Below are 26,836 nucleotides of genomic sequence, written 5' to 3'. Positions count from 1 at the left end.
CATGCCATATTGTTGACGAGTCGAAACGTTGGCCGGCAATCAGATCACCGGACACAACAAGATTTCTTGCATAAGCAAGATATGGAGGGGAAATGATCAGCTATTCTCGCGCCCGAACGCTCGCGATATTTTTAGCCAGTGCCAGCATCTATGCAAGCGGCGCCTCTGCGCAAATCGCCCCGGTGGCGAATGTATCCGCTGCGGATCAAAACGTATCGGGTGGCGCGGAAATTTCTGACATCATCGTCACAGCTCAGCGGCGTGAGCAGAACCTTCAAAAAGCATCGCTGACGATCCAGGTGCTTGGTGGTGGTGACCTGGAAAAAGCTGGCGTAACGGATGTGGCTGCCCTGCAAAAGCTTGCGCCGGGCGTTAGCATCAGTAATGGGGGAGGCAATGGGCAGATCTACATTCGCGGCGTTGGTGACTACTCGGTAAGCCCGCTTTCGAGTCCTGGCGTAGCCTTTAACGTCGATGGCGTTTATGTAGGGCGACCCGACGGGTTGAACGGCAATTTCTATGACCTTGCCCGCATCGAGGTCTTAAAGGGTCCGCAAGGTACGCTCTATGGCCGCAATGCGAACGGCGGTTCGGTAAACGTCATCACTAACGACGCCAAGTTGGGCGCGCGCACATTCGACCTTAACCTTCAAGTCGGCAATTATGACATGCGCCAGGCGAGCGGCGCGGTGAATCTGCCGATCGGCCGGACGGCGGCGCTGAGAGGTGCATTCAACGTCGTTCACCGGAACGGTTATATTTCCGATGGATCCAACGACGATATTCAGCAATCCGGTCGTTTGCGCTTTTACTGGGAGCCATCTCCCGATGTTTCGCTCCGGCTTAATGGTGACTACTCCCACCTTGGCGGCAAGGGAAACAATGCCGTGTACCTGCCAAGGCGTCCTGGCTCCAGCCCGTACGAGGCGCAATCTTCAGCTGCGGCGAATGCATATCTTGATTCATTTGGTCCTCTTGGCCCCCTTCTGAAGGACATAGCCCCAGACACATACCGAGATACAACATTATATAATGTAAGCGCACAGCTCGACTGGAACTTGCCGTTCGCGACTCTGACCGTCCTGCCGGCCTATCGCTATCTCGACTCCAATTATGCCAACCATTTCGCGGAACGTTATGAATCGCAGGTTGTTACTCGGCAGCGCTCGCTTGAAGCGCGTTTTGGGAATTCGTCCAGCGCTCTGACGTGGGTGGTTGGCGGATACTATTTCAACGAAAGTTCATCGGACGGCCTTATTCTTGTAGATGGGGGAAACATACTCCAAAACTACCGGATCATTTATTCGCCCAAGAGCATTTCTTATGCGGCATTCGGGCAGACTACTATTTCTGTTACTGACGCATTGCGCATCATTGGCGGGATTCGCTACACGCATGAAAAACGATCGCTCAGCGGATCGATAACGGATCAAGCGCAGCAGCCACCGGCACTATTGGAAAATTTCGGCGGCCGGAAATCCTTCAGCGGCGCGACCTACAAATTGGGTGCTGAGTTCGATCTCAGCCCGCAAAACATGCTGTATGTCACCTATAGCACCGGGTTCAAATCGGGCGGATTTTCACAAACTATAGAGCCGCTCAACGTGTACAAGCCCGAGAAGCTTGGCGCGTTCGAGATCGGGTCGCGCAACCGCTTTCTCGACAACCGCCTGCAGGTCAATGTCAGCGCATTTCACTGGACATATAAGGCCATTCAGGATTCCCGTGTCAATTTCGACGCGCTGAACAACGTAAACTTCATTACCTTTAATTCCGGCGACGCGACGCTGTACGGGGGCACATTCGATATCGTGGCGCGCCCGACCGAAGCCGATACGATCAGCCTGACCGGCGAATATGTCCACAGTCGTTACGACAGCTTCTTCTTCAGGACCCCAGTCCCGTTTCTTCAGCCTGGGAGCACGGGATGTCCACTAAGTGGGCCCTATGCGCCCGGCGCAACCCTTCCCTACGCAGATCCCAGTGGAAGCACGACCAACAACGGCCCACTTCCCGTTATCGTCGGCGATTGCAAAGGGTTCCAGGTTGCGCGCGTCCCGAAATTCACGGGCGCAGCTTCCTATCAGCATGCTTTCACGATGCCTAACGATGCAAGCCTGACTGTCGGTGGCACGCTCACCTATTCCACTGGAAAATGGCTGAGCATCGATTTCATTAAGGCGGCTCGGCAGAGTAGCTACGCAGTCGTCGATGCAGACCTCACCTATCGGGCTGCAGGCGATCGCTGGTCTATCGGCGTCTTCGCTCGCAACCTCACCAAGACAGTCTATTATAATGGTGGAATACAAGCGAGCTTTGTCGGCGGCCTCTTCACAGCCGATATCGCCGCACCCCGCACATATGGCGTCCGGGCGAACTTCCGGTTCGGATCCTGAATGGCCATGCGTGACCGTCCAGACGCCAATAGCATGCCGTCTGATCGATCCGGGGCAGCAAAGCAGTCGAGAAAGGCGAAGGCGGCTCTGATCATTTTGATGATATGGGTGTCGGCCTGCGGGAGCGATGGAGGCGATAGTGATTGGGCGGAACATGGACGCACGGCCGACGAGCAGCGCTATAGCCCATTGAGTGACATTAATGCCCATACTGTCGGGCATCTGGGGCTGGACTGGTATGCCGACCTCGACAGTGATCGGGGGCAGGAAGCGACGCCAGTTGTGGTGAGCGGCAAGCTCTATGTCTCGACCGCATGGAGCATGGTCAAAGCCTATGACGGCGCGTCGGGTAAGCTGCTTTGGAGTTACGATCCCAAAGTCCCGCGCGAATGGGCGGTCAACGCCTGTTGCGATGTCGTGAACCGGGGCGTGGCCGTCGCAGATGGGCGTGTGTTCGTCGGCACGCTCGATGGACGACTTGTCGCCCTCGATGCCGCGACGGGTCGTCCGCTCTGGTCCGTGCTGACCATCGACCCGACCAAACCATACACTATTACCGGAGCGCCCCGCGTCATAAAGGGCAGGGTCATCATTGGCAATGGCGGCGCGGAATATGGCGTGCGCGGCTATGTATCAGCCTACGACGCCAAGACCGGCGAACGCGCTTGGCGCTTCTACACCGTACCTGGCGATCCATCCAAGCCATTTGAAGCGCCGATACTGGCGAAGGCCGCGAAAAGCTGGTTCGGTCAGTGGTGGAAGCTGGGCGGGGGCGGCACCGTCTGGGATTCCATGGCCTATGATCCCGTTCTCGACCTGCTGTATATCGGCACGGGCAATGGATCGCCGTGGAACCGTAAGCTGCGCAGCGCAGGTAAGGGCGACAATCTGTTCCTGTCGTCGATCGTGGCTCTGCGGCCGAGCACGGGGGCCTATGTTTGGCATTATCAGGTAACACCGGGCGATGAATGGGATTTCACCGCGACCCAGCCCATTATCCTGGCCGACATCAAGATCGACGGCAAAGACCGAAAAGTCCTGATGCAGGCGCCCAAGAACGGGTTCTTCTATGTGCTCGATCGGGCGACGGGAAAGCTGCTTTCCGCCAAGGCCTTTGCGCCGACCAGTTGGGCGAGCGGCATCGACCTGAAATCGGGGCGTCCAATCGAAAATCCTGCGGCCCGGTACAGCGAAACTGGCAAGCCATTCCTGCAGGTGCCCGGTCCGCTCGGCGCACATAGCTGGTATCCGATGTCATACAGCCCCAAGACGGGGCTCGTGTATCTGCCCACGCAGAACTTTCCGTTTTTGTACGCTCCCGACGGTGCGTTCCGTTATCATCGCCGCGGCTGGAATGTGGGCGTATCGATGGGCAGCCCGCCCCTACCCGACGATCCTGAGAGCCTGGCCGCCATCCGATCCTCGATCAAGGGCTCGCTGGTAGCCTGGGATCCAGTGCGACAAAAGGCGGTATGGCGCGTCAATTTCGGTGAAGCGTTCAATGGCGGCACGCTGGCCACGGCTGGTGATCTGGTCTTTCAGGGCAATGCATCCGGTCATATCGTTGCCTATCGTGCCGACAATGGAGCGAAGCTGTGGGCGTTTGACGCACAAAGTCCGATCATGGCCGCACCGATCAGCTATGCAATCAAGGGGAGGCAATATGTAGCGGTGATGGTCGGCTATGGCGGGGTGGCGGCCTTTGGTCCGGGCGCGTTGACGAATGCCGATCGCAAGAAGCGCAATATCAGCCGGTTGATGGTGTTTAGCCTCAATGGAAAGGCTGCATTGCCTCCGGTCTCCCCCCTTCCCGCGCTTTCCCTGCCAAATCCGCCTACCGATGCGCCGATCGGACCCGGCATAGAGCAAGGCCGCCAACTTTATGAGCGCAGTTGTGCGACCTGCCACGGGACAGGTGCGGTGACGGCCGGCATCGCGCCTGATCTGCGGCACAGCCAGGCGCTTTCCAGGGATGTGTTTTGGGCGATCGTGCTGGATGGGGCTCTGAAAGGCGCGGGGATGGCCGGGTTCGCCGGAACGCTCTCACCCGACGAGGTGGAGGATATTCGCGGTTATCTGGGCCAGCGAGCGCGACAGGCCCTCGCCGCTGGGAGTTGAGGATCAGCGACAAACTGAAGGATTGTGCGAGGTCATTCAAACTGCATATCAATGGCGATCTGATCGATGGCGTGGGGACGATCCCGACGCTCGATCTGGCGACGGGCAACGTCTTCGCATATGGCCCGACGGCTCACGGCGCAGCGGAACCCGGCCGTGGCCGGCGCCAAAGCCATCTTTCTCAATTGGGCGGAGAGCGGCGTCGAGGTCAACATGACCTGCTCTTGGGGGATCGCCCGCGCGATTGGGGCAGAAATCGGGTCATTGCCACGCTGCTGACCCACGGGCAGGGGCCGCATCGCTAGGGGAACGCGATGTCGAACGCGTCTGCGAAGTCGCACCTCTACTTGCGTGCGGCACCGTCTGGGTCAACCAGCACATTGCGATGGTTCTGTCGATCCTGTTCCGCAGGGCGAAACAATCGGGGCTGGAAGGCGCGTTGGGAATATATGCGGGCCTGGTCGCCAATCCGCTGCGTGCGCCCTCGACGGAGGCCACCATCTGACGCCCTTGTTATGGCATGCCATTCATAAATATATTGCATTTATCCGCAGAAATATCTTGATATAATCGCATATGGCATGCCATCTATCTTGCAACAGGTCGTGCGGCGGGGACCGTAGCGACGTTGGCAACGTTAAGGAATAGACATGTCTATGGAGAGCCTGGATCTTCTCATCGTTGGTGCTGGTCCGGCCGGGCTGCTTGCTTCCTCCATTGCATCGACCATCGGACTGAAGCATCTGGTTATCGAGCAAAGGCCGGGATTGCACACCGAGCCATCTGCGCATGTCCTCAAGACACATACGATGGAAGTCTATGGACGCATCGGCGCGGCCGAGGAAATTTTCAAGCTTTGTACGCCGCCCGAACTCCAGACCAGCATCTCCTGGTGCGAGAGCATAGGCGGGCTGACCTATGGCCGGCTCGATCTGACCGGCAGGCGGGGTAAGACGCCGCGTTTCATGAATATCAGCACCGTCCATTCGGCCAACCTGCCGCAGAATATCGTCGAGCCTATCCTGCATGAACGGGCGACGATTTTGGCGGGGCATGATCCAATATCGTTCGACACATCCTTTGTCGATTTCGATCAGGACGATGATGGCGTCACCGTCACGATCGGCGCAGGCGCCGCACAGCGACAGGTGCGCACGCGATACCTGATCGGCGCCGACGGCGCGGCTAGCCTAGTACGACGAAGCGCAGGCTTGCGAATGGAAGGGCCGCAGGCGCTGGCCCATTTCCTGGCCATTCATATCAAATCGGACATGATGCCGTTTCTGGCGCGCAACCCCGCGCTGATCTTCTTCATCCGGTCCACGTCCTTCGAAGGCTTCTTCATCGTCCACCAGCCGTCTGGGTCGCAGGTATTCATGATGCGATACGACCCCGAAGCGACGCCCTATGAAAGCTTCGACGAAGCAACCTGCCGCGGCATCATGGAGCAGGTGTTCGGACGCCCTCACGATTTTTCCCTCGCGGCGATCGATCGATGGGCCATGTCGGCCCAAGTCGCGTCCGGCTATCGTAACGAACGGGTCTTTTTGGTGGGGGATGCCGGTCATCGTTTTCCGCCGACGGGGGGACTGGGTCTCAATACCGGGGTTGAGGATGTCGAGAATCTAATCTGGAAATTGGGCGCGGTCTTACGCGGCGAGGCGAGTGACGCCTTGCTCGACAGTTACGAACTGGAATGCCGCCCGACCGCCGTGCGCAATACCAATCAGTCCGTATCGAACCATTCCCGGATGAGCGAAGTCGACAAGGCGATAGGCTGCGATGGGGACAGGGCGCAATTTCAGGCAACCATCGACGCGCTGAAGGCAGACCCCGATCATCCCCGCTTTGCGCAGATCCAGAGGGCCATCAACAACCAGATGCCGCATTTCTCATTCCTGAAGCTGGAAGTGGCCGCGTCGCCGGAGGCGGGCGCGTTCCTGCCGCCCGCGCGCATGATCGCCTGCCCCGTTCCACCGAACGAAGGCTATATGCCCAGCCTGCAACCGGGAGGGCATATTCCCCATGTCTGGATCGATGCGGATCTTGCCTCGATCGATATGTTGCGGTTCGATGGCATGACATTGTTCGCGCCGCGCGAAGACCTCGCGTCGTGGCAGGCGGCGGTGGATGCGCTGCCGTGCAATCGCATAGCGGTACATATCGTTCCGGTCGATCCGCAGATGCGCAGCCCGGTTGCCAGCATGGGCGATTTCTGGGGTGGCACGCCCTTCGCCGTCCTTGTACGGCCCGACGGGCGGATCGCGTGGGTCGAGCCTGAGCATGTCTGTGACCGGATTTCCGCGTTGGCGGAGGCGATCGATCAGGTGATGGGCTGGCGGGTCGGCGAGACGATGGCGTCATGAGCTTGGACGCGGAAACATTTGGCCTGCTGCTCGACACGGTCCAGCGCTTTGTTGACGAACGACTGCGCCCGCTGGAGGCGGAGGTGGAGGAGCGGGACTCCGTTCCCGAGGCGATCGTTGCCGAGATGCAGGCCATGGGCCTGTTTGGCCTGTCGATCGGACAAGAATATGGCGGGCTGGGCCTCACCATGGTCGAGGAGGCACATCTTGCCATTGCGTTCGGGCATACGACGCCCGCCTTCCGATCGGTGTTCGGTACTAATGTCGGTATCGGCAGTCAGGGTCTGGTTATGGCCGGGTCCGACGCGCAGAAGGCGCTATGGCTACCTCAAATTGCCAGCGGCGAGATCATCACCAGCTTTGCGCTGACCGAACCGGATGTGGGATCGGATTCCGGTTCCGTCAAAACCGTCGCGCGGCGGGAGGGCGACCTATATCGCCTGACCGGTACGAAGCGATTTATCACCAATGCTGACAAGGCATCGCTGTTCACCGTAATGGCCCGGACGAGCGAAACCCCCGGAGGACGTGGGGTTTCGGCCTTTCTGGTGCCGCGAGACATGCCAGGCGTGTCAGTGGGCGAGCCGGAACGGAAAATGGGCCAGCGTGGTGCGAAGGTCGCCGATGTCATATTCGATGACGTGCTCGTGCCTGTCGCGAACCGGCTGGGCGAGGAAGGGGAGGGCTTCAAGATCGCGATGCGGGTGCTTGATCGCGGGCGATTACACATTGCCGCACTCTCGGTCGGCATCGCCCAGCGATTGATCAAAGACAGCGTCACTTATGCGACCCATCGCCAACAGTTCGGCAAGTCCATTGCGGAGCACCAGCTGGTCCAGGCCATGATTGCCGACTCCAAGACGGAGGCATTGGCTGCACGGGCATTGGTGCTGGAGACTGCTGCGTTGAAGGATGCAGGGTGTGAGCTGACATTGGAAAGCGCCGCCGCCAAGCTGTTCGCCACGGAAATGGTCGGGCGTGTCGCCGACCGCGCCATGCAGATATTCGGCGGAGCCGGTTATATCGCCGATTATGGCATCGAAAGACTGTATCGAGACGTCCGCCTGTTGCGCCTGTATGAAGGAACGAGCCAGATCCAGCAGCTGATCATCGCGCGCGAGACGGTGCGTCGTGGCGGCTGATATGACGCACCGCCCCGCTGCTGCCCCAGCCATGATGTCGCCTGTGCTGTACGCATGCGATGGTGCCGTGGCGATTGTGTCGATCGACAATCCGCCCGTGAACGCCCTTTCGCTGCCTGTCCGCAGAGGCCTGCGCGAGGCCCTGGGAAGAGCGGTGGCAGACCCCGCCGTCAAGGCGATCCTGATCGTTGGGACCGGCAGGATATTTTGCGGCGGCGCGGATATCCGCGAGTTCGATCGTGCCGCAGCTGCGCCATCGCTGACCGATGTGCTTGATGCGATCGAAGCATCGCGCAAGCCTGTGGTCGCCGCAGTTCATGGTGCTGCGCTGGGCGGCGGGCTGGAACTGGCGATGGCGTGCCATGGCCGCCTGTGCGCGACTGGCACCAGATTGGCGCTGCCCGAGGTGACGCTGGGGCTGATACCCGGTGCAGGCGGCACGCAACGCCTGCCGCGCCTGATCCCGCTTCGCGATGCGTTGCCGATGATCGTCATGGGTAAGCCGATCGATGCTGCGCAGGCCGACCGGTTGGAACTGGTCGATCAGGTGGTCGCACCGGATGCCCTGATAGACAGCGCGCGCGATTATGCGCTGGGTCTGGCGGACCGGGAGGTGCATCCGGTGCGGTCGCGTCCTGTGAACGCCGATGGCGACGCATTGGCGATCATCGACGGATTCGCGCAGGAGCATCGAGCCCGCATCCTGGGGCAGGAAGCGCCTGCCGCAGCGCTGGACGCGCTGCGCAACGCTATACGGATCGGGTTCGATGAGGCGGTCGCGAACGAACGGACCGTGTCCCTCAAATTGCGCACTGGTCCCCAGTCCGTGGCCTTGCGCCATCTGCATTTTGCCGAACGAGAGGTGTTCAAGCTTCCCGGACTGGACGGCGTCGCGGCGCGGCGGATGGAACGGGTAGGCATCGTTGGTGCTGGAACGATGGGGACGGGGATTGCCCTTGCGATGCTGTCGGCCGGGCTATCAGTTATGCTTGTCGAGCAGCAGCCCGCCGTCCTGTGCAGAGCGCGCGATGCGATCGAAGCCCGGCTGGTGCGCGATGTTGCCAAGGGGAGCATGGCCCGGGCCCAGGCGGACACCGCATTGCGGCAGCTTGAACTATCCGATGCCTATCAAGATTTGGGCGAGGCGGATCTGATCATCGAGGCCGCCTATGAATCGATGGGAGTGAAGCAGGATATTTTCGCCATGCTGGATCAGGTCGCACGGACAGGCGCGATCCTTGCATCCAACACATCCTATCTGGACATCGACGCGATCGCCGCTGCTACGCGACGCCCACAGGACGTAATGGGGCTGCATTTCTTTTCGCCAGCCAATATCATGAGATTGCTGGAGGTCGTGCGGGGCAGGGAATCGGCACCCGACATCATCGCTAGCGGGCTTTCGCTGGCGCGCAAGATCGGGAAGGTGCCAGTAGTAGCGGGCAATTGCCATGGGTTTATCGGCAATCGCATGCTGGCCGTTCGCCGGATTGAGGCCGAAGCGATGCTGGCCGAAGGCGCGACCCCACAGGCGATTGACAGGATCATCGAAGCTTTCGGTTTTCCCATGGGGCCATTTCGCATGGCTGATCTTGCGGGATTGGATCTCGGGTGGAGCGCGACGACGTCGAGTGGCGCAACAATTCGGGAACGGTTGAACGAAGCAGGCCGTCATGGGCAGAAGGCGGGTGCGGGCTTTTACGATTACGACATAGCAGGCAAAGCCGTACCCTCCCTCGCTGCGGACGCCATCGTCCGGCGCTACGCACAGGATCATGGTATCGCCCAGCGGCTGATCGACAGCGAAGAGATGCATGACCGGCTGTTCCTGCCGATGATCGACGAGGGCATACGCATTCTGGCGGAGGGCGTGGCGCTCCGGCCGGGTGACATCGATGTCGTGTGGGTCAACGGTTATGGCTGGCCGCGTCACACCGGCGGCCCGATGCATTTCGCGCGGGCTATGGGGCTGGGCAACCTGGCCGACGGCCTGCGCTCCATCGGGGTGGCGCCGTCCCCGGCCCTGCAGAAGCTGGTTGCGAGCGGGGCATCACTGGACACGCTGGCACAGAGTATCGGCTGACAGCATCGAAAAACCGCGGAGACACAGCATGACGATCACCCTCTATCATTTTCCCGCGGCTTGTTCGCGCGTCACCATGAATGCGCTCGAAGAGATCGGCCTCTCCTACGATGATGTCAGCGTGAACATGCGCGCGCTGGGCCAGAAGGCGCCCGAATATCTGGTCGTTAATCCCAAGGGCAAGGTGCCCGCGATCGACTTCAAGGGCCATATCATGACCGAAAATGCCGCGATCCTCTGGTTCCTGCATAGCCAATATCCCGCTGCATCCTTGTTGCCAGCGCAGGACGATCCTTTGCAGGCGTACCAGGGTTTGTCGGATCTAGTCTGGTGTTCGGGCACGATCCATCCGATCGTGCGCCAGATCCGCATGCCAGCGAAATGGACCAGCGGCGATCCCGAGGGCGTGCGGGCCGACGGAATCGACAAAATGTTGCAGGAGTGTATCACATTATCCGAGCGGATCGCGCAGGGCTGGTGGTACGGCCCCTCCTGGTCCATCATCGACACCTATCTCTACTGGGCGTTCAGCACGGCGGAAAAGGGCGGATTTCCGCTCGACCAATTCCCTGTCTTGGTCGCTCATGCGGAGCGGGTCCGCGCCCGGCCGTCCTTCGCGCGCGTCCTGGCGCGAGAGCAGGCAGCGCTCGATGCCATGGGCATCGCGGATATTGTTCTTTAAGCGCCCACCCTGCCGGTGACGATCAGCTTGCGATCATCACCGGTGCGTCGGTCATCGCGCAGAGACGGTCCGCGGTGACGCCCGGGGCGAGTTCGATCAGGCGGAAACGATCGCCCGCTGTGTCGAGCACGGCCAGATCGGTGTAGATCCTGTCGATGACACCACGCCCGGTCGCCGGGAGCGTCAGTTGCGCCAGCAGTTTCGGTTCGCCCTTGCGCGTGACATGCGAGGTGATGACACGCAGACTTTTTGCGCCCGCCGCAAGATCCATGGCCCCGCCGACCGCAGGCACGCCCCCCGAACCGCTAGACCAGTTGGCGATGTCGCCATTGCACGCGACTTCGAACGCGCCAAGAATGCAGACGTCCACATGGCCGCCCCGTATCATGGCGAAACTGTCCGCATGATGAAAATATGCGCCGCCAGCTACAAGCGTTACTGGCTTCTTTCCGGCATTGATGAGGTCCATGTCCTCCTCCTCTTCCGAGGGCCTGGCACCCATCCCCAATATGCCGTTTTCGCTATGCAGGATCACTTCCCGGTCGGCCGGAATATGATCGGCCACCCGTTCGGGCTGGCCGATGCCGAGATTGACGAACGCGCCATCTTCAATGTCCTGTGCAGCGCGCGCGGCGATCTGGTCCAGCGTCCATCCGATCATGCCCGTTCCCTTTCCAATTGTCGCAGATAGTCACGCTCGCTGATGGGGTTGGGCACGCAGACAATCCTTTTGACAAAGATTGACGGCGTCACGACCGTTTCCGGGTCGATTTCCCCGAGTGCCCGGAAATGACGGACCTGCGCGATCGTGCGATCGGCGGCCATGGCCATGACCGGCCCGAAATTGCGTGCGGCCTTGCGATAGACCAGATTGCCCCAGCGGTCGCCTGCCTCCGCCTTGATCAGGGCGATGTCGCCGCGAATGGCGCGCTCCATCAGGAAGGCGCGGCCGTCAAATTCGCGCACTTCCTTGCCCTGCGCCAGGTCGGTGCCGACTGCGGTCGGTGTGTAAAAGGCCGGGATGCCCGCGCCGCCTGCCCGGATTCGTTCGGCCAGTGTGCCCTGCGGGACGACCTCCAACTCGATTTGCCTCGCGCGGTACAGATCGTCAAAGACATAACCAAGCGGGCTGCGCGGGTAGCTGCATATCAGTTTGCGCACCCTCCTCTGCTGGATCAGGCGCGCCAAGCCGACATCGCCATTACCTGCATTGTTGTTGACGACCGTCAGGTCGCGCGCGCCCTGATCGATGAGCGCGTGAATGAGTTCGGTAGGATTGCCCGCTTCGCCGAAGCCGCTTATCAATATCGTCGCGCCATCGGCTATGCCTGCCAGCGCAGCCTGCACGTCGTCGCAGCGTTTGTCGATCATATCACCCCTCGTCCGCGCGACGCATGATGGAGTCGAAGGCTTCGCCCGATTCCAGACGCCGTCGGATGTCGACCGGGTCGATTTCCATGCCAATGGGATTGTTGGAGAAGGCCTCCCCCATCATCCATTGCTGCGCGTCGAGCGCGTCGGCAAAGCGATCCACCTGAAGTTCCACATCGTTGCCGTCCGGGTCGGCATAATAGAAGGACATTGTCGGGCCGTGATTGATGGTGCGCCAGGGCTTGATGTCCTTCGCGAGCAACCGGTCATAGGTATCAAGCAGTTCCTGCAATCCCGCATAAGTGAAGGCAGCATGGTAAAAGCCGACAGTCTTGACCAGCGGGGGCGGCGCGAAGGGTTCAGTCGCGATCAGGGCGATGCGATGATGTTCCTCATCATAGGTGATGAAGGCGATATGCGCGTTGCCGAATACGACATGGGCATCGAGCACATCGCAATACCATTTCTGCATGGCGGGCAGATCGTTGGTGCGAAATACGATGTGCGCCAGTCTTATGGGAGAGGTCATGCCGCATCCTCCTCCTGGGCGATCGGGTTGGACAGGGTGCCAAGCCTGTCGATGGCGACTTCCACCCGGTCGCCCGGCTTCATCCACAATGGCGGTTCGCGCCGGGCGCCGACGCCGCCGGTGGTCCCCGTCGCGATGACATCGCCGGGCTGGAGTTCCCAAATCTGGGACATGTAAGCGATCAGCGCTTCTACGCCAAACAACAGGTCATTGAGGCCGGTTTGCTGGACGATTTCGCCGTTGAGGGTCGTCCTTAACTGCAGCGCGTTAACATCACCCGCTTCATCCGGCGTCACGAGCCAGGGGCCAAAGCTGCCCGAGCGATCGAAATTCTTGCCCGCCATGAATTGCGAGGTATGTTTCTGAAAGTCGCGGATCGATCCGTCATTGAAGCAGGCATAGCCAGCGACATGATCAAGCGCGCTCTCTGCCGCGATATGGCGGCCAGGACGCCCGATCACGACCGCCAGTTCACCTTCGAAATCAAACCGTTCCGACAGCTTGGGCCTGATCAGCGGCGCGCCGTCGGCCACCAGCGAGGAAGGATAGCGGGGAAACAATATGGGATATTGCGGCGTATCGCTTCCGGTTTCCGCGATGTGCGACTTGTAGTTGAGGCCGATGCAGACGATCCGGCCCGAGTTGGGAATGGGGGGAAGCAGCGTCACGTCCGCCAGCGCCATGTCGGCGGGCAGGTCAGCCAAGTGCCTCAGCGGTGTGACATCGGCGAGCAGCGAGGCCAGATCGGGATAGTCTGGCAGGCGCTTCGCCGCATCGACGATCCCGTCGTCTTTCAGGATGCCGTAACCAGCTTTACGATGCTGTGTGTAACTGACGAGTTTCATGACCGCTATTCTCCCTCACAAGGCTTGTTCGATAGATGGATCGCCGCGTAGCGGCGCGCATAGGCGGGACGACCCGCGAGAAAGAGGATGATCGACAGGATCGCGACGACGCATATCGTGAGCATCAGCGCCTCCCCGATGCGCGTGGGCGAATGGAGGATATGATCGCTGATCAGCGGGGGGGCGACGGGTCCGATGGTCAATCCCGCTAGCGAGATGGAGACGAGATAAAAAGCCGATACCTGGCCACGATAGCGGTTGGGGACGACCAGTTGCAGGGCAGCAGACGCCGGCCCGATCGGCAAGGCGACGAAGACCATCGTCACGCCAAACGCCCATGCGGCCGCCTGCGGACTGCCAGCCGAAAGGGTGAAGGCGGCGCCGATGGCGATGCCGACTGCGCTCACGATAGCGACGATGAGCGGCGCGTCGCAGCGGCCAGACTGAAACAGCCGATCGCTCAGCAGGCCTCCCAGAACCAGGCCGACCCCTCCGCCTGTCATGGTGGAAAGGCCCAGCATCAACCCGACGTCTGCTGGCGCAAGGTAATAATGCCGGCCCAAAAAGGCCGGTATCCAGCTCAGCAGCGCGTAAAGGGACGTGTTGTGACAGGCGAAACCGAGAATGAGCCCAGCGAATAACTTGCGTTCCGATGCGATGAATCGCACTGTTTCCATGACGGTGGGCATGGCCTTATCGGCCCTGGCGTCGAAATGCGTCCGCGCTGGTTCGCTCAAGAGTGACATCAGCAACGCCATGATGAGACCCGGCGCTCCGACGCACAGGAAAACCATGCGCCAGGGGTGCGGTGAAGCAAGAGGCAGGCCTGACAAATTCATCGTGGAGAGCCATTTGAGCAAAGCGCCGCCGGCCAGCAACGCCGCGCCTGATCCGAGGTAAACGCCCATATTGTAAACGCCGAGCGCCAGTGAGAGTCGGCGCTTGGGCACGGCGTCGGTAATCATTGAATAGGCCGCCGGCGATAAGGCAGCCTCGCCGATGCCGACGCCTGCGCGCCAGGCAAAAAGCGAGACAAAAGAGGTGGCCGTGCCGCAGGCGATCGTCATCACGCTCCACATGATGATGCCGAATATGATGAGATTGCGCCGGTTGCCCCGATCCGCCTGCCGCCCGAGCGGGATGCCGAAGCCAATATAGAAAAGGGCAAACGCCACGCCCTGCAAAACGCCAAAGCGAGTGTCGCTCAGGCCCAGTTCGCACTTTATCGGGTCGATCAGCAGGGCCAATATCTGCCGATCAACAAACGAAAGCGCGAGCGCGAGCATGAGCGTGATGACCAGCAGGCTGGCGCGCAGGGCCGTAATTGCAGACGGCGTAGGGGCTGTTGGTACAGGAATATGGTTGGCCATGTCAGTTGTCGCTGACGAGCAGAGCGACTTTGCCGACATGATGGCGTTGTTCCAGACATGCGATCGCAGCGGCTGCGTCCGCCAATGGAAAGGTGCGATCCAGCATGGGCTGGATCTGACCGGATGCTACGAGCGGCCAGATCCGTTCTTCCAGCGCAGCAGCGACCTGCGCCTTGAAAGCGTCGCTCCGGGGCCGCAGCAGGCTGCCCCCGATGCGCAGGCGTTTGCGCATCAGCTGGCGCAGATCGATTTCCGATCGAAAGCCCCGCGCGCCGCCGATAAAGACCAGCCGTCCGCCTTCGGCAAGAGCAGCGATGTCCTTCTCCAGATAGTCGCCCGCCACGATGTCCAGGATGACGTCCACCCCCCGGCCGCCCGTCTGCGCCATGATCACATCGGCGAAATTCTCGCTCTCATAATCGATGCCACGCACGGCACCCAGCGCTTCGCAGATGGCGGCCTTTTTCGCGCCCCGCGCGGTCGCGAAAACCTTGTGACCCAGAGTGGACGCTATCTGGATTGCCGCGACACCGATGCCGCTCGTGCCGCCATTCATCAGGAAGCTTTCGCCGGATGCAAGACCGGCATCGACGAAAATATTGCTCCAGACGGTGAAAAAGGTTTCCGGGAGGACCGCCGCCTGTGCCCAATCGAGATTGGCGGGGATCGGCAGGCAATTGCCTTGGGGCGCTACCGCATATTCGGCATAACCCCCGCCGCGCAGCAAAGCGGTGACGCGATCGCCGATGGTCCACCGGACCACATCCTTGCCCAAGGCGATGATCGTACCGGCGACCTCGAGCCCGGGCAGGTCGGTTTCACCCGGTTTGATGGGATGCCCGCCATTGTGGATTTGATGCAGGTCATGGCCGTTGACCCCGGCGGCGCGCACTGCGATCAGCACTTCATTGGGCTGGGGCTGGGGGACTGGCCTGCGTGTCGGCGACAGACCGAAATGGCCCTCCTTCTCAACGATCTCGACGGCATGCATATCTGTATCGATCTGGTCGGTCATACCGCCTCCACGATGTTGGTGACGGTGCCCGACAAGAGCGATGTCAGCGCCTGAGCGAGTTCAGTTTGAGCGCTCTTCATATTGTCCGGCTCTACCCAGCCTATCCGGCCATCGGGCCGGACGAGAAAGGCGAAAGGGGTATCGCCCCAATAGTCCTGAGCGCTCGCACGCGGCGAGCAGGCACGTTCGTCCAACGGCACGACTGTGGTGCGCATGGTGCCGGGCGGCAAGGCTGCGATGGCCCGGTCCCATATATCAACGGCATTTTTGGGCACGAATAGCGTGAATCCATCGAATGACAGGCAGTCGAGCGTGGACCGGCCCGGCTCCAGCCAAAGATGTGGGACGTGATGACCAGGGCGAAGACAGGGTTGGTAGCCTTCCTCGCTGGGCACCGGCAATGGGATGCTTCGTTCAGCCTCGATGAACACACCGCTTGTGGCTACGGCAGCCATCTCCAGTTCCAAAAAGGCGAAATGCCGAATTTGGGCATTGATCGCTGACTGCACTTCTGCGTGACGCATGTGCGTTGGCGAAGAGGCCAACTGGTCGATCGTCGCCTGAAAGGCGTCATTGCCGTCCTCAACTCCCAGCGCCCGTTCGACTTCTTTGGTGCGGCTGTGGTTCCTGACCGATTGTTCGCTGTTGCGGATCGCAATGGGTCGGCATTCCAGTTCGTAGCTGTCTAGAAGGGCGTCAGCGGCCTGCCCACGCAGAACCGCACCCAGCTTCCATATGAGATTTTCGACATCCTCGACGCCGGTATTGAGGCCAAGTCCGCCGGTCGGCGGAAAGCGGTGCCCGGCGTCGCCGATCAGAAATACGCGCCCCTCGCGATAGCGCGCCGCAATCTGCGCCGACATTGCCCATGTGTCGATGGCGGCCAGTTCGTAGCGGTGCGGTGCGCCCATGACTTCGTCCATGATGGCCGTGCAGCTTGCTTCATCAAAGCTGTCGAAGGGCGTCACGGCGGGATCGTGGCGCATCATGAACACCTGCGATCCGACCGGCTGGTGCATGATGAAGAAGCCTTCGCGCTTGACCGAGCGAATGAAGAAGACCACGCCGGGATTGCGCGCGAGAAAGGGGCGCATGTCGGATTTGATGTGGATTGCCAGAAACTGGGCAATAAGTTGTGGCCCCTCCATCGCGATCCCTGCTGCCCGACGAACGCCACTTGAAGCGCCATCAGCACCAATCAGATAGCGCGCACGAATGTGGGCTTCCTTGCCATGGGACGAGACGGTTGCGGTAACCTTGGTCCCATCGTCGCAATAGGATTGAAATGTGGTGTCGAAGGACACTGGATCGACACCCCCTGCCAGTTCCTTCGCCCGCGCGTGCAGCAGCGGCTCGAGTAGGCTTTGCGGCAGATTTTCCGAATGGACGGGACTGATGTCAGTGAAACGGGCGACCCGTCCTTTTTTGCCCGTCAGGTCAAGGCGGCCATAAGTAAGCCCCCCGATCGTTTCGCACCAGGCGATGCAGCGTTGCAGTTCGACCGGCGTGCCCAATGGGGAAATCCTGTCCGCCGCGCCGATGCGGCGGTAGACTTCCATCGCATGCGTTTTAAGGACATGTGCAGATGGTTCGGTGTGAAGCCCGGGCCGCTGCTCTATGACCCTGTGGGTGAGCCCGAGCTGGGACGCGATACAGGACGCAAGAAGGCCGGCAGGGCCAGCTCCGGTAATGAGCAGATCCAGCGTTTCATTCGACATCGTTCTTGTGTTTCCTCAATCGTCTCCGCTTGGGGGCGGGGGCTTCTGGCGTAGCGGCAGATTTCAGCAATCGAGCCAGGTGATCGCGCGACCTGTGCGCATGTTCGCGCATCAGATATTCAGCCCGGCTGGCTTCACGCGCCTTGATAGCGGTCAGTATGTGGACATGATCGCTATGGGCGTCGACCATGCGGGCATACGCATCATCATGCTTGTCACTGGTGAACAGGATCGCAATTGGCGCCACGAGCGGCATTCGGCCCATGAACGCATGAACGCTTTCGAGCGCGCGAAGACCTGCTGCCTCGATGATGGCGCGGTGAAATTCCCCGTTGGCGACGGACCATCTGCGCATGTCCTCGACATTGCAAAGGCCGGTAGCGACCAATTGATCGCCCTCGTCGACGCAACGCTGCAACGTCGCCAGCGTATCTTCACTGATCCCGCCTTCCACGGCGGTGCGCACCGCCAATCCTTCCAACGCCCCGCGCACATCGAACCCCGACAGAACATCCTCGACGCTGAATTCATTGACGACGAACCCCTTGTTCGGTTCACCCCGGACGAGCCCTTCGGCTTCCAATATGCCAAGTGCAACACGAACCGGGGTCCGCGACACGCCCAGCGCGGCGGCGATATCTCGTTCCGGGACGCGCGACCCAGATGGCAATTGGCGATTGACGATCATTTCCCGCAACTGCAACGTAACTGCCTCGACGCGCGTAGACATAACTTCACTCCTGTCATGATCATCCAATATGGATGACCATGACGTCTCTAGCGGAGGAAAGTGCAGGCTCAAAACTTCCCCGACAGTTGCACGCCGACCCGCCGTTGCGCTTCGTAGGCTGGCAGTTGGTAGAAGCTGTTGAAGTTCTGTCGAACGCGCGACACGAATTGTTCCTTGAACAGATTTCGAGCGTACAGGCTTACTGTCCAACCTTCGTCCAGCGCACCTGCGCCGACTGACAGGTTGAAGAAGCCATATCCATCCTGCACTTCGCCGGGATTGCGATTGGCCTCGTAAACGGTCCGGCTCCTGTACGAATAATTGCCACCGATGAAGGCTTTCAAATCTTCCCCGATCGGCGCTTCATACCGGGCTGAGATATTAAAGCTCCACTTGGGCGACTGGGCGAGCGGGAATCCGTTCATGGTCTGTACGCCACCCACGCAGAAGCCGGGTTGCAGCGGACTACCTACCGGCAGCGTCGGTTGCGTAGGGTAACAGGCCGCATTGTTGAAGTCGGTATAACGCGCGTCTACATAGGCGCCGTTGATGCCAAAGCTGAGACCCGTCACCGGACGCGCAGTGATTTCAAATTCCACACCGGTCGATTTCAATTCTCCCGCATTCTGGATGACGAAGACCTGCGGCGTTACCGGCAGCCCCACCGTTGTCTGGAAGTTACTGAAGATGGAATTGAAGGCCGTGACATTCACGGTCAGGCGACGATCGAAAAATTGCGACTTGATGCCGATTTCGTAGGACTTGGCGATTTCCGCATTGACGCGGGTGTCGTTGACGACGGTTCCTGCTGCGAGCGTCTGAGTGAGATTGAAGCCGGGCGCCTTATAGCCGCGCGATGCCGTCGCATAGAGCATCACATCGCGCGCCAGATCCATCTGTGCGCCGAAGCGGTAGGACAGAGCGTCATATTTGATGCGCTTGGGCGTGTAGGCGAAGACCGCATTGCTGGCTGGCACCACGCCATTGTCGATCCCGGCCAGGGCACGATCGAAAGACCCCGAGGTGCGGTCATTCGACACCCGGATGCCGCCGATGACCCGGATGGCAGGGGTGATGCGGTAGGTGGCTTCACCGAAAGCTGCGATATTGCGCAGTGTGTTGGTGACAGTGTTGCGGCGCGCGTATCGCGAACTTCCAGGCACCGGAACCCCGAAGAATTCCTGCACCTGTACGTCCTTCACGTTGAAATCATAGTAGAACAATCCCGCGACGAAACTCAGCGGCTGGTCAATGGGCGACGCCACGCGCAATTCCTGCGTGAACTGGTCATATCTCTCCTCGTCGGAAAGCTGAAGCAGGCGGACCAGCGGCGAAGTCGAAAGAAATGGGTCCATCTGCCCTGACGTATGGACCTTGCGATAGGAGGTCACGGACGAGAGCGTATACCCTCCACCCAGCTCAAGGTCAGCCAAGCCGGTCAGATAATGATTGGATGCGAAAGCGCGCGGCCTGGGGCCGGGATCCGCAACCAGATTATCCTTCGAGGGCACAATTCCCCGCGAGGTTTCCCATGCCTCAACGATCGATCCAAAGGGCGGCGTGCCGTTAAACTTGCGATAAGTGAAAGCGGTGCCGTTTTCGTCACGGCCGTCGAATTGGCCCATCACGGTTATCCGCAAAGCCTCGGTCGGCTCCACAGTTAGCCCGATACGCCCGCCATAACTGTTCTTGTCGACATAATCGCGCCCGTCCAGTCCCTTGACAAATCCGTCGTGGCCAAAGCGCCAGCCCGTTATGCGCAGTGCAGCCGTCTCGCCCAAGGCGATATTGACCGCTGCATCGACATTGATTTCGTTGAAGGAACCATAAGACAGGTTCACCTGCCCACCATTGACCCCCAGTTCAGCCCGACGCGATACGACGTTGATAAGACCGGCCGTAGCATTCTTACCAAACAACATGCCCTGCGGCCCTTTGAGAACCTCTACGCGCTCGAGGTCTACGAGATCGGAAATGCTGCCGCCGACCCGCGCCAGTGGCACGCCATCGACGGCGACGCCCACGGACGATTCCAGCGTCGACGCGAGCGCATAGGTGCCTACTCCGCGCACATAGAAACTGTTGAGTTTGGCTTCGCCCGACGGAGAAAAGGAGATGCCCGGCACCGTTTGCTGAAGCTGGATCGTGCTGACCACGCCGGTTTGCCGGAGCAGTTCCGGCGCAACGGCGACGACCGAAATCGGTACCTTCTGTATGCTTTCCGAGCGCTTATTGGCGGTTACGACAATATCTGCTGTCGACGCGCCCGGCGCCGGTTCGGCGTCACTATTTGCCCAGGCAATCCCCTGGCAGCTTCCTATCCAGGCCGATCCGGCCATCAGCAAGCAGAGCGCGCGCGCAACCGACCGTTTCGTTGCCATTGTCCCATCCCTCCAAATATTGCCTCGCCTCTACGGGCGATGGACCTATATGGCATGCCATTTGACGATTAAGCAATAAAAATCTTGCATTAATTCGGAATATATCAAAATATGGCATGCCGAACGAGGCGCCTGGTGGTTTGGGAGAGCAGGAATGTACATAATGAATGCTTGGTATTGCGCAGCATTTGCCAGTGAACTTATCAGGCCAATCGCCCGTCGGATCCTCGACCAACCCATCATGCTGTTGCGGGACGCTAATGGCATGCCCCATGCGATGGGCGATCGTTGCCCGCACCGCTTCGCACCGCTGCATAAAGGTAGACTAGCCGACGACCGGATCGAATGCCCCTATCATGGCCTGCAATTCGGCATGGACGGGCGATGTGTGCACAATCCTCATGGGGACGGACATATTCCCGCCGCCGCCCATGTTCGGACCTATGGCGTAGCAGAGCGCGGCGCGCTGATCTGGATCTGGATGGGCAATCGCGCCGACGCCGATCCGTCTCTCATACCTGACCTGCTTTTGCTGGATCAGGCGGGGGGCTCTCTGGTCGCCGGGCATATCATGATGGATGTCGATTATCGTCTGGTACTCGATAACCTGATGGACCTTAGTCATGCCGCCTATATCCACGCTGGCACGCTTTCGCCCTCCCGCGCAAAACGCGATTCCACTTATGAAGCACGCGACCGCTCGGTGGCCGTGCATACCGTTATGCGGAATGTACCGACGCCATCCAGTCAGGCATTGTATTTCGACGGAATGACGGGGGATTATCATTCCGATATCGAGTGGATGGCACCAGGAACAGTCCGCCAACGATTGGCCATGACGGAACATGGCACAGACCCTGATTCAGGAGCAGTCACCCGGAACGCGCATCTAATCACGCCGGCCACAGCGACATCGACCCATTATTTCTGGATTCATACACGCAACCGACGGATGGATGATCACGCGATCGACGAACAGACCAAGGCGATCCTCACCAATGCGTTCCTGACCGAGGATGAGCCGATGATGGCGGCCTGTCAGGATCATATGGAGGGTCGGGAGTTTTTCTCGTTGAAGCCGCTTTATCTTCAGACCGATTTTGCTGGCACGCGATGCCGTCGTATCGTCGAAAGGCTGATCGCGGATGAAACCGGCCATGGCCAGGAGCACGCGGTCCTGGATGGTGAAAATATGAGCGCCAAAGCAGTGTTTTCACAGGTCTGAGGTCGCGCGCATCTGGCGGCCTTTACATGTTTGCGGTGTTTGCCGCCATTTCCTCCTTGTTAAAGGAACGATATTCACGTGTTTGACTTTGACCATGACGACGCTCTTTTGCTCGATGATCAGTTGAGCGACGTTGAAAAGATGATCCGTGACACGGCGCGCGCTTACGCGTCCGAAAAGCTGGCGCCGCGCATTGTCGACGCCTTTCAGGCGGAACAGACCGACCCTGCGATATTTCGGGAAATGGGTGCTTTGGGACTGTTGGGTCCGACACTGCCCGCAGAATATGGAGGTGTAGGCGCGAACTATATATCATACGGACTGATCGCGCGCGAGGTGGAGCGGATCGATAGCGGTTATCGTTCGATGATGAGTGTGCAGTCGAGCCTCGTCATGCACCCCATCTACGCTTATGGCTCGGAAGCGCAGCGGCTCGCCTATCTGCCGAAACTGGCGTCCGGAGAATGGATCGGCTGCTTTGGCCTGACCGAACCCGAGGCTGGTTCCGATCCCGGAGGCATGACTGCCCGCGCCGGGAAAATCGATGGCGGCTACATCTTGTCGGGCAGCAAGACCTGGATTTCCAACGCGCCGATCGCCGATATCTTCGTCGTGTGGGCGAGGTCCGACGCGCATGGCGGCGCGATCCGCGGATTCCTGCTGGAAAAGGGGACGAAGGGCCTGTCAGCTCCGAAGATCGAAGGCAAATTGTCCTTGCGCGCGTCAATTACCGGAATGATCGTTCTGGACGATGTGGAGGTCGGGGAAGACGCGCTTCTGCCTAATGTTCAGGGTCTTAAAGGTCCTTTCGGCTGCTTGAACCGGGCGCGCTACGGCATAAGCTGGGGCGCTATGGGAGCCGCCGAATTTTGCTATGGGGCTGCACGCCAATATGGACTGGATCGCCACCAGTTTGGCCGGCCGCTGGCAGCAACCCAGTTGTATCAGAAAAAGCTGGCCGACATGGCCACCGAAATTGCCCTTGGCCTGCAGGCCTGCCTGCGCGTGGGCCGACTGATGGACGAAGATTGCGCCGCGCCAGCGATGATTTCGCTCATCAAGCGCAACAATGTGGGCAAGGCGCTCGACATCGCGCGGATGAGCCGCGACATGCATGGCGGCAATGGCATTTCGGCCGGATATCAGGTGATGCGTCACCTGATGAACCTGGAAACAGTCAATACCTATGAAGGGGCGCATGACGTGCATGCGCTTATCCTGGGCCGCGCGATCACAGGCATCGCAGCTTTCTGAGGCCATAACCGGAATTGGAGTTGTTTCATGCGGGAAGCCGTTATCGTTTCCACCGCCCGTACCGGAATCGGAAAGGCCAATCGAGGATATTTCAAAAACACCGAGGCTCCTGTTCTAGGCGGACACGTCATGAAGGCGGCCATAGAAAGAGCCGGGATAGACCCCGAGCGCATTGATGACATATTCTATGGTGCTGGCAATCAATGGGGCACACAAGGCACGAATATTGCCCGCATGTGTGTGTTCGCAGCCGGCCTGCCAATCCAGTTGCCCGCGTTCAGCCTGGATCGCAAATGTGGTTCGGGCCTTACTGCCCTCGCAATGGCAGCGCGCGGAATCATGGCCGACGACATCGATGTCGCGTTGGCAGGAGGCATGGAATCGATCACGCTCACCGCTTTGCAGGGACCCAAGGCCTATCAGAACAGGTCCGTGACCGAGCAGAAACCCTATGCCTATATGCCGATGATCGAAACGGCCGAAGTCGTTGCTCGCCGCTATGGCATCAGCCGGGCGGCACAGGACGAATTTGCCGCGATGAGCCAGCAGCGCGCCTATGCTGGTCTGCAAAAGGGAGCCTTTACAGAGGAGATCGTGCCGATAACGGTTGAAAAGATAATCCATGACAAAGAGGGCAACCAGGCGGGCACAGAGCAGGTTACGGTAACACAGGACGAGGGTATCAGAGGGGGCACGACAGCCGAAATCCTCTCGACCCTGCGCCCCGTTTTTAAGGACGGGATGGTCGTGAAGGAGGGCCAATATGTCACCGCAGGCAATGCCAGCCAGCTTTCCGACGGCGCATCGGCCCAGATCGTGATGGAACGCCGCACAGCGGAGGCTGAGGGCAAGGAGATATTGGGCATCTATCGCGGCTTTCAGGCGGCAGGCTGCGAGCCGGATGAAATGGGGATCGGCCCGGTGTTCGCGATCCCCAAGCTTCTCAAGCGCGCAGGCTTGAGGATCGAGGACATCGGGCTATGGGAACTGAACGAAGCCTTTGCCAGCCAATGCCTCTACTGCCGCGACCATCTCGGCATTGATCCTGAAAAATACAATGTGAATGGCGGCGCGATCGCTGTCGGGCATCCTTTTGGCATGACCGGCAGCAGGCTGGTGGGTCATGCGCTGATCGAGGGTCGCAGACGCGGGGTCCGATATGTCGTCATTTCGATGTGTACGGCGGGCGGCATGGGGGCTGCGGGGCTGTTCGAAATTCCCTGAAGCCAGAGGGACAACAGGAACAATTTTGGAGAGATTTCATGCCGAAAGCCGTCGTTTCCGGTCCTGAGCAGGACATTGTTCACGCGCTGGAGAAACTGGACAGGCAGTTGCGGTGGCTTTCGTCCTGGACGGTGCACAATGCCAATCATGTGCGCGAGAAGCGCGACGGTATGAAGGTCGGCGGGCATCAGGCCAGTTGCGCATCGATGACGACCATCATGGCCGCGCTCTATGGCCACGCGCTACGCCCGCAGGACAAGGTGGCGGTCAAGCCTCATGCAGGCCCGGTGCTGCACGCGATCCATTACATGCTTGGTAATCAGAGCCTAGACCAGTTGCAGCGCTTTCGCGGGCTGGGCGGCATGCAAAGCTATCCTTCGCGCACGAAGGACCAGATCCCGGTCGATTTCTCGACGGGGTCTGTGGGCCTTGGCGTCGCGATCACGGCCTTCGCCAGTCTGGTGCAGGACTATCTGATCGCGCACGGGCAACTTGCAGAGGCCGATAGGGGCCGCATGATCGCGCTGATGGGCGACGCGGAACTGGATGAAGGCAATGTCTACGAATGCCTGATCGAAGGCTATAAGCACGACATCCGCAATTGCTGGTGGATCGTTGACTATAACCGCCAGTCCCTCGACCACACCACCGCCGATCGCATGTTCCGCCGGTTTGACGATATTTTCGAGACCTGCGGATGGCGCGTCCTGACGCTGAAATATGGCAAGCTGCAACGCGCCGCTTTCAAACGGCCCGGCGGCAAGAGCTTGGAGGAATGGATTGACAATTGCCCCAACGCTGACTTCGCCGCGTTGACCTATCAGGGTGGTGCAGCGTGGCGCAAGCGGCTGATGGCCGACATCGGTGACAAGCCACACACCGCCAAATTGCTCGAAAGCCTGGACGATGAAGCTCTGGCCGCGTTGATGACCAATCTGGGCGGGCATTGTGTCGAGACGCTCACGCAGGCATTCGACAGCGCATCGGGCGACGATGTTCCCACCTTGTTCATCGCCTATACGATCAAGGGCTACGGCCTGCCGCTGGCGGGGCATAAGGACAATCATTCGGGCATGATGAACGCCCCGCAGATCGCGGAACTACGCAACAGCCTGGGCATATCGCCAGGCGATGAATGGAATCCCTATGCCGGGCTTGGCGATAACGTCGCCGCCGAACTGGACGCTTTCCTAAAACAAAGCGCCTTCGCCGCGACGCCGCCCGAACGGTTGGGCGAAGCGGTCCCGATCCCATCCCGTCTCCCCGTGCTCGATGGTGCGGAGCAATCGACCCAGTCCGCGTTCGGTCGCATCCTGATGGATCTGGCCCAGTCCGGTAACCCGATCGGCGACCGGATCGTCACGACCGCGCCGGACGTAACGCAAACCACCAACCTTGGCGGCTTCGTCAACCGGCGGGGGCTGTTCCGCCGACAGGAACTGGCCGACATATTCCATGCCGCCAAAATCCCCTCCGCCCAGAAATGGTCCGGCCATGCGGCAGGCCAGCATGTCGAACTGGGGATAGCGGAAAACAATTTTTTCTTGATGCTGGCGGCGCTGGGGCTGGCGGCGTCGCAATTTGGCACGCGATTATTGCCGATCGGCACCGTCTATGATCCGTTCATCGCGCGCGGCCTCGATGCGCTAAACTATGGCTGCTATCAGGATGCGCGCTTCCTGCTGGTGGGTACGCCATCGGGCCTGACCCTCGCGCCTGAGGGCGGAGCCCACCAGTCAATCAACACGCCCCTGATCGGCATGGGCCAGCCCAACCTCACCTATTTCGAGCCGGCCTTTGCGGACGAAGTGGCGCTGACCATGGCCTATGCTTTAGATCATATGCAAAAGCCCGACGGCAGCTCGGTCTATCTGCGGCTATCGACCCGCACGATCGCGCAGGTTGAGCGCGCCGATGACGATTGGGAAGAAGATGCTCTGAAAGGGGGTTACTGGCTGCGCAAGCCCGATCCCAATGCCGAGATCGCGATCATATTTACAGGCGCAATCGCGCCTGAAGCGATGGCTGCGTGGGAGCAACTGGCCGAGGACGTGCCAGGTCTTGGCCTGCTCAACGTCACTTCACCTGACCTGTTGCATCGCGGCTGGTCGGCCCAAAGGTCAGCGCGCTGGACTGGAGGCATAGCAGTGCCATGTCATGCCGAGCAGCTCCTTTCGGCGCTTGCGCCAGGTACGTCGTTGGTCACGGTCATCGATGGAGCGCCCGGTGCGTTGTCCTGGCTGGGCGGGGTAATGGGCATGCGGGTCAGCCCTCTGGGCATCGACCGTTTCGGCCAGACCGGCGACCTGCCAGACCTCTATCGTACATATAGGCTCGACGCTGACGCCATCGTCGAAGCTGCCGCCGAACTCTTCGTTGGGATCTGA

Annotated in this window: 20 protein-coding genes and 1 pseudogene; 11 read left to right on the top strand and 10 right to left on the bottom strand. The window is 60.0% G+C overall.

From position 1 onward, the window contains the following. The first annotated feature begins 92 nt into the window (after positions 1–92). Both IWY39_RS19830 and IWY39_RS19825 read left to right on the top strand, forming a co-directional pair. Positions 93–2,396, top strand: a complete 2,304-nt coding sequence (locus tag IWY39_RS19830; RefSeq protein WP_107126317.1) for a TonB-dependent receptor — start codon at positions 93–95, stop codon at positions 2,394–2,396. Then, entirely contained in the window at positions 2,397–4,514 is a 2,118-nt protein-coding gene (locus IWY39_RS19825; protein WP_410000752.1) for a PQQ-dependent dehydrogenase, methanol/ethanol family, read from the top strand. It abuts the gene before it with no gap. A 32-nt stretch (positions 4,515–4,546) separates the two neighbouring features. Here the strand turns inward: IWY39_RS19825 and IWY39_RS19820 are convergent, their stop codons facing one another. Then, positions 4,547–4,729: a hypothetical protein gene (locus IWY39_RS19820; RefSeq protein ID WP_145169835.1), complete on the bottom strand. Its 183-nt coding sequence runs from the start codon at positions 4,727–4,729 to the stop codon at positions 4,547–4,549. Positions 4,730–5,164: 435 nt separating this feature from the next. Here IWY39_RS19820 and IWY39_RS19815 point away from each other — a divergent pair, with 435 nt between their 5' ends. From IWY39_RS19815 to IWY39_RS19800, 4 genes are read left to right on the top strand one after another with little or no spacing between them, the layout of a single operon-like run. Beyond that, the gene (locus IWY39_RS19815) at positions 5,165–6,880 is read left to right on the top strand and encodes an FAD-dependent monooxygenase (RefSeq protein ID WP_107126315.1); all 1,716 of its coding nucleotides are present in this window, start codon (positions 5,165–5,167) and stop codon (positions 6,878–6,880) included. After that, complete coding sequence (locus IWY39_RS19810; protein ID WP_107126314.1) at positions 6,877–8,022, top strand: acyl-CoA dehydrogenase family protein; 1,146 nt, start codon at positions 6,877–6,879, stop codon at positions 8,020–8,022. Before IWY39_RS19815 ends, IWY39_RS19810 begins: the two co-directional genes overlap by 4 nt. 31 nt (positions 8,023–8,053) lie before the next feature. Then, on the top strand, positions 8,054–10,105 hold the full coding sequence (locus IWY39_RS19805; RefSeq protein ID WP_107126313.1) for a 3-hydroxyacyl-CoA dehydrogenase NAD-binding domain-containing protein: 2,052 nt from the start codon (positions 8,054–8,056) through the stop codon (positions 10,103–10,105). Between the two features lie 28 nt (positions 10,106–10,133). Further along, complete coding sequence (locus IWY39_RS19800) at positions 10,134–10,787, top strand: glutathione S-transferase family protein (protein WP_107126312.1); 654 nt, start codon at positions 10,134–10,136, stop codon at positions 10,785–10,787. A gap of 22 nt (positions 10,788–10,809) precedes the next feature. Here IWY39_RS19800 and IWY39_RS19795 read toward each other — a convergent pair whose 3' ends face one another. From IWY39_RS19795 to IWY39_RS19755, 9 genes are all read right to left on the bottom strand, one after another. Then, a complete protein-coding gene (locus IWY39_RS19795; RefSeq protein WP_107126311.1) occupies positions 10,810–11,448 on the bottom strand; it encodes a 3-oxoacid CoA-transferase subunit B in 639 nt (212 codons plus the stop codon). Further along, positions 11,445–12,158, bottom strand: coding sequence for a 3-oxoacid CoA-transferase subunit A (locus IWY39_RS19790; RefSeq protein ID WP_107126310.1), 714 nt, complete (start codon positions 12,156–12,158; stop codon positions 11,445–11,447). The genes IWY39_RS19795 and IWY39_RS19790 overlap by 4 nt, the downstream gene beginning before the upstream one ends. A gap of 1 nt (position 12,159) precedes the next feature. Beyond that, positions 12,160–12,687, bottom strand: a complete 528-nt coding sequence (locus IWY39_RS19785; protein ID WP_181316866.1) for a VOC family protein — start codon at positions 12,685–12,687, stop codon at positions 12,160–12,162. Then, positions 12,684–13,532, bottom strand: a complete 849-nt coding sequence (locus IWY39_RS19780) for a fumarylacetoacetate hydrolase family protein (RefSeq protein ID WP_107126309.1) — start codon at positions 13,530–13,532, stop codon at positions 12,684–12,686. Before IWY39_RS19780 ends, IWY39_RS19785 begins: the two co-directional genes overlap by 4 nt. A 5-nt stretch (positions 13,533–13,537) precedes the next feature. Continuing rightward, the gene (locus tag IWY39_RS19775) at positions 13,538–14,902 is read right to left on the bottom strand and encodes an MFS transporter (protein ID WP_181316865.1); all 1,365 of its coding nucleotides are present in this window, start codon (positions 14,900–14,902) and stop codon (positions 13,538–13,540) included. Position 14,903: 1 nt separating this feature from the next. Further along, a complete protein-coding gene (locus IWY39_RS19770; RefSeq protein ID WP_196871691.1) occupies positions 14,904–15,917 on the bottom strand; it encodes an NAD(P)H-quinone oxidoreductase in 1,014 nt (337 codons plus the stop codon). Next, entirely contained in the window at positions 15,914–17,635 is a 1,722-nt protein-coding gene (locus IWY39_RS19765) for an FAD-dependent monooxygenase (RefSeq protein WP_107126307.1), read from the bottom strand. The genes IWY39_RS19770 and IWY39_RS19765 overlap by 4 nt, the downstream gene beginning before the upstream one ends. Beyond that, a complete protein-coding gene (locus IWY39_RS19760) occupies positions 17,625–18,365 on the bottom strand; it encodes a GntR family transcriptional regulator (protein WP_107126306.1) in 741 nt (246 codons plus the stop codon). Before IWY39_RS19760 ends, IWY39_RS19765 begins: the two co-directional genes overlap by 11 nt. Before the next feature lie 68 nt (positions 18,366–18,433). Continuing rightward, positions 18,434–20,746 carry a TonB-dependent receptor gene (locus IWY39_RS19755; protein WP_107126305.1) on the bottom strand — a complete coding sequence of 771 codons (2,313 nt, stop codon included), beginning with the start codon at positions 20,744–20,746 and terminating at the stop codon, positions 18,434–18,436. Positions 20,747–20,900: 154 nt separating this feature from the next. Between IWY39_RS19755 and IWY39_RS24620 the strand changes: the two are divergent. The 5 genes and pseudogenes from IWY39_RS24620 to IWY39_RS19735 form a co-directional block, all read left to right on the top strand. Continuing rightward, positions 20,901–21,137: pseudogene (locus tag IWY39_RS24620) on the top strand (Rieske 2Fe-2S domain-containing protein); the annotation flags it as partial. A gap of 90 nt (positions 21,138–21,227) precedes the next feature. After that, a complete protein-coding gene (locus IWY39_RS19750) occupies positions 21,228–21,971 on the top strand; it encodes a hypothetical protein (protein ID WP_231377801.1) in 744 nt (247 codons plus the stop codon). 78 nt (positions 21,972–22,049) lie between these two features. After that, the gene (locus IWY39_RS19745; protein ID WP_229380797.1) at positions 22,050–23,225 is read left to right on the top strand and encodes an acyl-CoA dehydrogenase; all 1,176 of its coding nucleotides are present in this window, start codon (positions 22,050–22,052) and stop codon (positions 23,223–23,225) included. Between the two features lie 27 nt (positions 23,226–23,252). After that, positions 23,253–24,449 (top strand): acetyl-CoA C-acyltransferase, encoded by a 1,197-nt coding sequence (locus tag IWY39_RS19740; protein WP_107126303.1) that lies wholly within the window; start codon positions 23,253–23,255, stop codon positions 24,447–24,449. Positions 24,450–24,487: 38 nt separating this feature from the next. Further along, positions 24,488–26,836, top strand: a complete 2,349-nt coding sequence (locus tag IWY39_RS19735; RefSeq protein WP_107126302.1) for a transketolase — start codon at positions 24,488–24,490, stop codon at positions 26,834–26,836.

It is taken from the genome of Sphingobium sp. JAI105 (genome assembly GCF_015752145.1).
Taxonomy (GTDB): domain Bacteria; phylum Pseudomonadota; class Alphaproteobacteria; order Sphingomonadales; family Sphingomonadaceae; genus Sphingobium; species Sphingobium xenophagum.
Note: the sequence above shows the minus strand (reverse complement) of the source record. Positions and strands in the feature narration are given on the sequence as shown.

Coding starts and splice junctions, on each gene's coding strand:
- IWY39_RS19830 (WP_107126317.1), top strand. CDS start 93: ATGATCAGCTATTCTCGCGCCCGAACGCTCGCGATATTTTTAGCCAGT.
- IWY39_RS19825 (WP_410000752.1), top strand. CDS start 2,397: ATGGCCATGCGTGACCGTCCAGACGCCAATAGCATGCCGTCTGATCGA.
- IWY39_RS19820 (WP_145169835.1), bottom strand. CDS start 4,729: ATGTTGACCTCGACGCCGCTCTCCGCCCAATTGAGAAAGATGGCTTTG.
- IWY39_RS19815 (WP_107126315.1), top strand. CDS start 5,165: ATGTCTATGGAGAGCCTGGATCTTCTCATCGTTGGTGCTGGTCCGGCC.
- IWY39_RS19810 (WP_107126314.1), top strand. CDS start 6,877: ATGAGCTTGGACGCGGAAACATTTGGCCTGCTGCTCGACACGGTCCAG.
- IWY39_RS19805 (WP_107126313.1), top strand. CDS start 8,054: ATGATGTCGCCTGTGCTGTACGCATGCGATGGTGCCGTGGCGATTGTG.
- IWY39_RS19800 (WP_107126312.1), top strand. CDS start 10,134: ATGACGATCACCCTCTATCATTTTCCCGCGGCTTGTTCGCGCGTCACC.
- IWY39_RS19795 (WP_107126311.1), bottom strand. CDS start 11,448: ATGATCGGATGGACGCTGGACCAGATCGCCGCGCGCGCTGCACAGGAC.
- IWY39_RS19790 (WP_107126310.1), bottom strand. CDS start 12,158: ATGATCGACAAACGCTGCGACGACGTGCAGGCTGCGCTGGCAGGCATA.
- IWY39_RS19785 (WP_181316866.1), bottom strand. CDS start 12,687: ATGACCTCTCCCATAAGACTGGCGCACATCGTATTTCGCACCAACGAT.
- IWY39_RS19780 (WP_107126309.1), bottom strand. CDS start 13,532: ATGAAACTCGTCAGTTACACACAGCATCGTAAAGCTGGTTACGGCATC.
- IWY39_RS19775 (WP_181316865.1), bottom strand. CDS start 14,902: ATGGCCAACCATATTCCTGTACCAACAGCCCCTACGCCGTCTGCAATT.
- IWY39_RS19770 (WP_196871691.1), bottom strand. CDS start 15,917: ATGACCGACCAGATCGATACAGATATGCATGCCGTCGAGATCGTTGAG.
- IWY39_RS19765 (WP_107126307.1), bottom strand. CDS start 17,635: ATGTCGAATGAAACGCTGGATCTGCTCATTACCGGAGCTGGCCCTGCC.
- IWY39_RS19760 (WP_107126306.1), bottom strand. CDS start 18,365: ATGTCTACGCGCGTCGAGGCAGTTACGTTGCAGTTGCGGGAAATGATC.
- IWY39_RS19755 (WP_107126305.1), bottom strand. CDS start 20,746: ATGGCAACGAAACGGTCGGTTGCGCGCGCGCTCTGCTTGCTGATGGCC.
- IWY39_RS19750 (WP_231377801.1), top strand. CDS start 21,228: ATGGGCAATCGCGCCGACGCCGATCCGTCTCTCATACCTGACCTGCTT.
- IWY39_RS19740 (WP_107126303.1), top strand. CDS start 23,253: ATGCGGGAAGCCGTTATCGTTTCCACCGCCCGTACCGGAATCGGAAAG.
- IWY39_RS19735 (WP_107126302.1), top strand. CDS start 24,488: ATGCCGAAAGCCGTCGTTTCCGGTCCTGAGCAGGACATTGTTCACGCG.